The 8,285-nt window shown below is 35.0% G+C and carries 7 protein-coding genes and 1 pseudogene; 3 read left to right on the top strand and 5 right to left on the bottom strand.

The window, feature by feature from the left end:
- The first annotated feature begins 154 nt into the window (after window positions 1–154).
- The gene (locus WFH18_RS15860; RefSeq protein WP_000550047.1) at window positions 155–373 is read left to right on the top strand and encodes a hypothetical protein; all 219 of its coding nucleotides are present in this window, start codon (window positions 155–157) and stop codon (window positions 371–373) included.
- A gap of 144 nt (window positions 374–517) precedes the next feature.
- On the opposite strand, the gene WFH18_RS18570 is transcribed toward WFH18_RS15860, so the two are convergent.
- The 4 genes from WFH18_RS18570 to WFH18_RS15845 are packed head-to-tail and all read right to left on the bottom strand — an operon-like array spanning window position 518 to window position 6,707.
- A complete protein-coding gene (locus WFH18_RS18570; RefSeq protein WP_372551473.1) occupies window positions 518–625 on the bottom strand; it encodes a hypothetical protein in 108 nt (35 codons plus the stop codon).
- A 60-nt stretch (window positions 626–685) separates the two neighbouring features.
- Window positions 686–3,886, bottom strand: a complete 3,201-nt coding sequence (locus tag WFH18_RS15855; RefSeq protein WP_002046149.1) for a site-specific integrase — start codon at window positions 3,884–3,886, stop codon at window positions 686–688.
- Between the two features lie 4 nt (window positions 3,887–3,890).
- Complete coding sequence (locus WFH18_RS15850; RefSeq protein ID WP_002058482.1) at window positions 3,891–6,230, bottom strand: hypothetical protein; 2,340 nt, start codon at window positions 6,228–6,230, stop codon at window positions 3,891–3,893.
- A gap of 12 nt (window positions 6,231–6,242) precedes the next feature.
- On the bottom strand, window positions 6,243–6,707 hold the full coding sequence (locus WFH18_RS15845) for a hypothetical protein (RefSeq protein ID WP_000911011.1): 465 nt from the start codon (window positions 6,705–6,707) through the stop codon (window positions 6,243–6,245).
- A gap of 274 nt (window positions 6,708–6,981) precedes the next feature.
- Here WFH18_RS15845 and WFH18_RS15840 point away from each other — a divergent pair, with 274 nt between their 5' ends.
- A complete protein-coding gene (locus WFH18_RS15840) occupies window positions 6,982–7,149 on the top strand; it encodes a YhfG family protein (RefSeq protein ID WP_002125865.1) in 168 nt (55 codons plus the stop codon).
- Window positions 7,150–7,161: 12 nt separating this feature from the next.
- Window positions 7,162–7,758, top strand: a pseudogene (locus WFH18_RS15835) (putative adenosine monophosphate-protein transferase Fic).
- A 352-nt stretch (window positions 7,759–8,110) separates the two neighbouring features.
- On the opposite strand, the gene WFH18_RS15830 reads toward WFH18_RS15835, so the two are convergent.
- Window positions 8,111–8,285 (bottom strand): integrase core domain-containing protein (locus WFH18_RS15830; protein ID WP_031978883.1); only part of this gene is annotated, 175 nt, incomplete at its 5' end.

Below are 8,285 nucleotides of genomic sequence, written 5' to 3'. Positions count from 1 at the left end.
TTCAGGGGTATATTTTAATTTTGTCATCGGGACACTACGCTTCGCTACGTCTTGCGAAGCAATGCTTCTCATCTCAGAATATTGACTCTCCGACAAACCCGGTACGGTTCATATTTAACCAAATGGTCTGACTTACCAAGAGTAGGATAAAAACATGCACTTATTTAAATTAACTGACGAACAACTCGCACAAATTCTTATCCCGAAACGATTTGTACCACCTACTCCACCTGAACATGAAGGCAAGAATATGGTCTATGTATTTGATAGTGAGGATAAGTTTGAACTGACTTATGATGAGCTGGTGGAAATCATTAGCAAAGCTAGAATGGCTGGTCCGAAGTTGATACCTGTCTTAGGCACCGTGAATTAAATTGTGCAGTGTTCGCACGCCACTTGAAACATAACTTGATTGGAAATGAATTTGGGCTGAGAAAAATTCAGTTCAAATTTAACCTGACGGGCACACTAAAAAATGGGTAATTGTCAGATCGAGTTTGGACTACAACACTTTAGCTCATCGATTTACCATACCGCTAATCTTCACACCATTTTCGTAAATCCAGCGATCAAACTGTGATACTACATTCCGCTTATTAATCCAAGTCAGCATGGTGCTTTTCATAAAGGCAGTTTACTTATAAACAGGGAAATTTCTAAACAATTCCCCTTTAACATGCTTAGGCTATTTGATCCAGAGTTCATCTTTTTGCATCATTTTTAACATTAAATTAAATATAACCAGCGGAGTAACATTTTTTTTGTTAGAGCCGACAACTCTTTGAAAACTAAATTTAACGGTTCGCTCAGGAGCATCCAAATTAACTGGGTAGTTTTGTTTTTCTAAATACAGATGATCTCCTAACATTGGCTCTATACCAGTAATAAAATTAACAATTTGTTGCTCATCACCTTTCATTCGGCATTGAAAATGTAGAAAATTCTTACGCAGTTTTCCAAATAATAATAATATTTTAAGCGCCTTAACCATGTTCTTTTCTTTCAGTGCATCTTGCTGCCTATCATCTTTATAATGAAAATCAAGGAGAGGAATTATTTCATCTGGACGAGTCAGTTTTTTAGCCTTTTCGTAAAGTTCATCAAACCAACTCTCTTCTAAATTCTTACTATAAACATAATTCGTTTTTAAATTAAATTTTTGGCGATCCATCCATTTAGTGCTCATCCATTGACATCGTTGCATCCATTCTTGAGCTTGGGTATCTTCGCTTAAACGACCTTCTCTAAAACTTATCAAACGTTGAAAAGGTGTCAGAGTACTCTTCTCTATACTAAACTTCTTTTCTTGTCGGCCAGCCATCGTAACTGGCTGTGTTTGCTGATAAGAATTAAACCATTTCTGCTGCTGAGTATAACGATTTAGGTTTATGTAGTCTGTACTTGACTTCACTGGACTAAAACACTGTTCTAATACTTTTTTTGAAATGATACACGGCGAATTATAAATTCGATCGACTGCTAATAAATCCAAAACATGAAGGTAATTTGAAGCCGTTTGCTCAATACTGCTATGCCCCATCCAAGAGGCGAGCACCTGCCATTTATGTTGAATAATCTCTTCTTGAGCACGTGCTTTCATACCAAACAATAAATCCCTCATCTTTTTTGCTTTTACCCAAGGACAATCTGTGTAGGTCTTGATCATTTCTTTTGAACCGAGCAAAGTTATTGCTAGATAGTTAGCAGCACTGTGGCGTAATGTATGAAAACTAAAGCCATGATGCATACCTAATATTTGACTAAACAAATCTACTGTAATTTTGCTGATACATTGATCAGTTAATACACGATGATTCACACTAAAAAGTAGATCATCCTGCTGATTAACCAAATATTGCTCATAACGATGTTGTATGTAACGTTGTACTACTAAAAACTCATGTTCTGACAATGCAATTTTCAATGGTATTTGACGATTCGCACTTCGCGTTTTCAGACGGCGATATGAATTGTCTTGGATATGAAGCGTGATATTATTAAAAACTGTATTTTCTTTTTCTTTATAAAGTAGCTCTGGGCAAATAATATCTTGTATTTTAAGACAACGAACTTCATTTAATCGAAGTCCAGTTCTATAACTTAGTAAATACATCAGCTTTAAACAACTCAGATGATCGACCCACTCTGATGCCGTTGGCTCTTGACTTAAATTTTCTAGTTTTTCCAATAATTTGCCAAATAGCAAAGGACTCACTAGCCGTGCATTGCAAATTTGTAAATGCTTAAAACTTGAATTCTGTAACACCAATACCCCTGGAGCATCATAATTCTCTATACAGAATTGATGAAAATCTTTTAGGCGACCAAAACGGTATTCTGCGCTTTGGTGCATCTTACGAGAGGTTTTTCCTTTCACCGAATCTCGTTGAACTGCTTTTTCATCACGTTCACTGCTGTATTTCAATAGCTGCCGATATAAATCCTCATAGTCATCTATGGATTGTTGCTTTAAATCTAATTTATTGAGCCAAATCTCAAATATAAATTCTTTGCCAAACGATCCTAAGTAGCTTTCAATAGTTGATAATTGAAGCCCTCGTTTTTTTAAATGCATTAACCAGTGAATTAAGCGTAGTTGAGCATCAATTAAAGACTTTTCCTCCGTATTAGCATCAACTATCTTCTCCTCTAACACCCTTCTAGTTTCTTGCCAAAAACGTAGCGTGCGTTCTTCTTTATTCCTCTTTTTATCTAAACGCTCAACTTTTTGACCTTTACGTTTCTTTTGACCAAACAACATCAACTCATACGGAATCGTTTGTAATTTGCTTTGAACAGTCGGAACTTCAGGAAGTAACTGCTCTTGTTCAAAATGAATAGGGCGATTATCTGGTTCTGTGACTTGATTGTAATCATTATTCCACAGCAATCTAAATTCGGATGGCCTTAAAGCAACAGTATTAATCTCTTGCTGAAGCACATTACTCAAAAATATATCTATGCTGAGGTTTGGATTAAATTCGAGTACCATTTGCACATCATTAAATGCACGAAATCCACGGCGTTTAATTTGATATTGCAGATCCCCAAGACTTTTTTTCCTGCCTATCTTACTCAAGCTTTCTAAAATACAATCTTCAACTGAATGTTGCAGACAAAATTCTTTCTGAGTAGCTTTCAACTTTTTTAAATATTGCAAAATGAACTGCGCATATGGGTTAAAAAAAACATGTTTCCATTGGTACAACTTTCCCTGTTCTACATCGTTGCCATATTGAGAGTTTTCAACACGATAATGTAGTAACAATGGATTAGTGATTTTTTTGTAGTCCGAATGGTATAACCGAAAACAATTCAGATCTGTACCAAGCTCAATGGCCTCCTGCAATTGCTTCTGAATAGCAATCAAATGCTGTTCATCTGCACAGCCTGAAATATATATAAAACTTAAGCATAAATTTCCCCATAAGTACTTTGGTTCATTCCAATATTCAAATGAATCTTGCCAATACTGCCTTAATTCCTTAAGTACATGGATATGTAGATGCCCCTGTTCTAACCGTGACTCTGTACTCTCAATTTTTCTAGGCAGTACGATCCGTTTAGTATGTGGATTTAGCTTAATTCTGTATGATTTTTTATCTACATTCTGGTTGAATTGCTTCCTTCTTTTATTAAATTCATCTTCAGTAAATTGCATCAGTTTTGATTGTTCGTCTCGGCTCAACTTTTGACTCAAACAATCAACACTATCTTTAATGTCATGCCATTTTTCAGCGATCTGCTGATCAAGTTTTTGCTGCATTTCTTTCGTCAATACTTCAGGTGGAGAAGGCTGTCTATCTAGCGACTTTTTCACCATTTTATGAATATCAACAAATAGATCATCTAGTTGTGGTTTTATTAGTTCTTTGATTTTTTGCATACAACTATTTTCGCTCTAAGTGTTTAATCGATAAAGATTTGACATTATCTTGCAATTGCTGGCGGGCTTGCTGTACATAGACATTCGGGATAAGTGAAGAATGCGGATGAAAAGCCTCTCGGTCACGTTGGTCATGACCATACAGGGCCTGAATTAAGTGAAAAGCTAATGCTGGTTTACCCTCTTGCTGCTCATGCATCAAAAAGTTCATGTCAAAATGACGTAACCAATTCGAATACATATTCTTTGGAAAGACTCCTTGCATATATGAATTCACCCATTTTCTCGATAAAGGGATTAACTTAATTTTCCTGCTCTGCCATTCTTTGACAGTTATCGGCAAGATATCTTTACTAAAAATGACCTTACCAAAAAGATCATTTACAGTTATCTTCTTCTTTGCAAAGACTTGTCTAAAAAATGAACCGTACGCTTCAATAATTTGTTCTAAAAAGGCAGTGTAATTTTGCAGTGTTTTTATGAAAAAATCAGATAAAGGGATAAAACGACCATCTTTTCTTGCTTTACTATTTTTTTTATCATTCACATATAAAAGCTTGAGCTCAACACAATAATCATCCAAATTCCCCAACAGGTTTTTTTTAGGCCGACTTGCCAAACTCAACAAACTGATATGCCACATCCAACACGCATATGCATTAAGTTGATTAATAATGTGCTTATCTTCTTGGATGTTTTCGTGACAATGTCTATGTAAAATATGGAATTGCTCTTTCACAAAATTGGGTTCAAGTGCCAGTTGGCTCCCTATCCTTCCTATAGATAATGCAGATTGCACTTTGAATTGTTGTTGCAATATTTTTAGTTCAGCCGTGTCTTCAGTAAAATGTGTGGAATGTGGTGTAAGTGCTTTTTCTAAAAAGGCTAGATATGTGCTACTGAGTTGAGTTTTCGGTAGCCCGCCATAATAGATACCAGGCATGTGATGCTGACTATCCCGCCCAGCAATTACATGAGCAAGATATTCATTATATGTTTCATAATATATATGAAAATATAATTGAGCCTGCAGTTTTTCTACAGTGATCGAACCTACAAACCGATTATCAAGCCAATTCTTAAGTTTCGTATTAATGTGTGTTGATGAAATTAGTGGATTCGATGCTTGTTCTATATAGTCAAACCAAGCAGAAGGTAAATGTAGTTGATGTGTCATCACTTCATTCCACCGCACATGATTTAAGCTCTTAATCTTCTGCTCTGTAATTTTAAGATTTAATTTGAGTAAATATTCGCGACGTCTACTTGAACCATTCTGGATCAAAATTCCATCTTGAATAAGCTCGTTAAAATCCATCAGTGCGACGGGTGATAATCCCGTCAAAAGTGACAATAAACATGCTGCAGCGATTGCAGCATCCCTCCAGTGCCCGGATAACTCGGTTCTCAACACATAAACAATTTGCTTCAGTATATCTGGCGCCAAATAATGTGGATTTGTAACAAAAGGAGCATGACGGCGTTGGCGATGCCGCATTAGATGCGTCGCATTATCGCTGAGTATATAATTTAAATTTTTAGACTTTTCATCTTCTGAATAAAACTCCATTTCAGGATCTAATAGATCAACTTCACCCTCTTCATCTTTGTGAAGAGCGGCATCATAAATACTGATCTTTGCGTTATGTCCAATATCTACTTGCTTACCCGTTTTAATTTCACGAAATTTTTTGAGTTCATTTTTCGTCGGCCATTGCAAAACTTTACTTTTTTTTGACTTACGCTGACGATGAACAACACGACGATCATCAAGTCTTTTAAAAATTATTAATAGAGCCGATAAATACTCTATGGCTTGTACTTGTTTGAAATCTTTAATATTAAAAAGTTGATTACGATCCTCCTTTTTCAAGTTACGTTCGTACATGACATAGCGATTTAGTAGCTCACTGCATTCTTGAAATAATTCAGCATGATTAGAATCCAGAACATATCGTGATACATAGCGAAAGAGATCACAAACATGTTTTTGCTTATTCTCAGCTTTATCAATTTTTGCAAATTCTTGATACTGCCGATATGTTAAAAAACTCGCTTGTAGAATCAAATAACGTTCAGACGACAGCTCTTGAGTATTACTAGTAGTCGGGCATGCAAAATAACTTAAAGAAGCTAGATAATAATATTTACCTAATTGTCTAGAACTAGATATATAGCCATATATCTGTTGTGCTTCCTTATATAGAGCATGGGCTTTTTCACGTAAATCATCTGATAGATCGACAAATTGTGTATTCACAACATGATTGCGTAATAAACAATAATCTTTTTGGAATTTTTCTGCTAAATCTAAGAATTGCTCTTCTGTTTCAATCTTTGGCATATTCGCTTTCGCTTAATTTTTTATCAAATTGCATTGGTTAAATTCATTACGATCTGAACAATTTGGTAAAAGTTGATCTTTTATTGAACTCTTTGTCAGCTTAAAAAATCTAGCAAAAAATTTAGCATCCAGCTCTTTCTGAGCTTTTCTCTCAAAGCACAAGTGTTGCTGTGATTTTTCGATAAAATCATCAAGATTATGTATCAACTGTAAGATTGCAACATAATTAGAATGTACACGTAAGCATGGCTCCGTTTGCATTAATAGCAATATTTTTTGCCAAATTTTCACATAGATTATTTTGAACTTTGCTTGTACTACTACTTTCTGGCTCTGTTTAATCTTTTTGATTTTCAGTAGTTCTGAGTTAATTTTTACTATCTTAAATTGAACATTTTGTCGCTCAAAGCAAAAGGGCATGATAAATTGCCCCATAAATATCTCTATATTTTTTACTAAATAGTCAAATTTTAACATTTTTATCGATATAAAAAATGAGCATATCTTTGTATATTAAAATTCATTTAATTTATCAACTAAATTTTCTCAAAATTACAATTATCAACAAATACATATGGTTTACTTATCATGGGTGGTCTAAATTTTAAAAATTCTTCCACTTTTTTTTAGTTTTCTGTTATTACATGAAACAATACCGTTGTATTACATTTTGAAATGCTGTGTATGCAGCATTGATCAAAAAGATTCTCTGCTATACTTACTTCACGTGTAGCATCAATGGAGTTTCGAAATGCTCAGAACCACTGAACAGAAAAAAAAATATATTCAAGCGACACGTGCGCAAAACTATCAAGCCAGCCTAAAGCTTGAAGGCATTACAACGACAGCTCAAACAACTCAACAAAGTAAAGCTGAAATCTTGCAAAAATATAAGAAGTATTCGCAACCCGAAACTTAGTCAGGTGCATGTATGGATAAATATGGGGAAATGGGTGACAGCCTGTATTGTTACCCTGGCACAAATATCCTAAAGAACAAACTCAATATTCATGATGAACAAATTTTAGAATAAGCTGAACTAGAACTGTCTGGATTGGCAAGTAACTTAATTGAATATGCTGAACCACCTTACGACTTACAATACTTAAAATCAATTCATGCGCAGCTCTTTGGCGACTTATACGACTGGGCAGGAAAGTTAAGACAAATCGATATTTCCAAAGGTGACACCCGTTTTTGTAATTTTTCCCGTATTGAAATTGAAACCAATAAACTACTCAAACCGCTTCAAGAAAAAAAATACTTTCAAGGCTTAGCACCACAACAACTGATTCCTCAACTTGCCGACTTGTATTGTGAGCTTAATGTCATACACCCATTCCGTGAAGGTAATGGACGTACACAACGGATTTTCTTTGAGCATCTGATTGCTCATTGTGGTTATGGTATTGATTGGTCTCGCATTGACTCTCAACAACAATGGATTCAAGCCAATATTGAAGGTTTTTATGGTAATTTAAATCCATTAATTAAGATTTTTGAAATATGCTTTATTCAAAATACCTAAAATTTAAGTAGTCGAAGCCCACAATCCTTAATGAGCCATCATCTTTGCTTCAATCCACTGATTAATTTCCCAAATAAACCAACAATCACGATTCTTAGAAATCTTAATACTCTTCGGGTAATTTAGGATCGTAATATTCAGATTACTTATCCAGAATTGAATAGATCGTTAACTTAGATAGACTTTTAAGCAATGTAACTTGCCGCATGTTTATCAACATATGTCTCAAAAAAGTCTGCCCATACATAGATTTATGGCGTTTAGTGCTTAAATTTCAGATTAATCTTCGTCTGATGACCTGAATGGATGTTACTGAACCGTACCGGGTTTGTCGGAGACTTTTTTATTTAAGTTAAGCCACCTGACCTAACGGGTTAATCTTATCATAGTACATTGCTTCAAACTCAAAAGGCGACACATAACCCAGTGCACTGTGTACACGCTTTTTATTGAACCAATCTACCCAGTTTAGTGTCGCAAGTTGTACATCTGCTAAACCTTGCCAATCTGCTTTTAAATATTCAATC

Origin of the sequence: Acinetobacter sp. USHLN143 (genome assembly GCF_037145695.1) — a bacterium.
In the GTDB taxonomy this organism is placed as follows: domain Bacteria; phylum Pseudomonadota; class Gammaproteobacteria; order Pseudomonadales; family Moraxellaceae; genus Acinetobacter; species Acinetobacter fasciculus.
Note: the sequence above shows the minus strand (reverse complement) of the source record. Positions and strands in the feature narration are given on the sequence as shown.

Bases quoted from the DNA above. Each gene is read 5' to 3' on its own strand.
- WFH18_RS15850 (WP_002058482.1), bottom strand. From the start codon at position 6,230: ATGCCAAAGATTGAAACAGAAGAGCAATTCTTAGATTTAGCAGAAAAA.
- WFH18_RS15855 (WP_002046149.1), bottom strand. From the start codon at position 3,886: ATGCAAAAAATCAAAGAACTAATAAAACCACAACTAGATGATCTATTT.
- WFH18_RS15845 (WP_000911011.1), bottom strand. From the start codon at position 6,707: ATGTTAAAATTTGACTATTTAGTAAAAAATATAGAGATATTTATGGGG.
- WFH18_RS15860 (WP_000550047.1), top strand. From the start codon at position 155: ATGCACTTATTTAAATTAACTGACGAACAACTCGCACAAATTCTTATC.
- WFH18_RS18570 (WP_372551473.1), bottom strand. From the start codon at position 625: ATGAAAAGCACCATGCTGACTTGGATTAATAAGCGGAATGTAGTATCA.
- WFH18_RS15840 (WP_002125865.1), top strand. From the start codon at position 6,982: ATGCTCAGAACCACTGAACAGAAAAAAAAATATATTCAAGCGACACGT.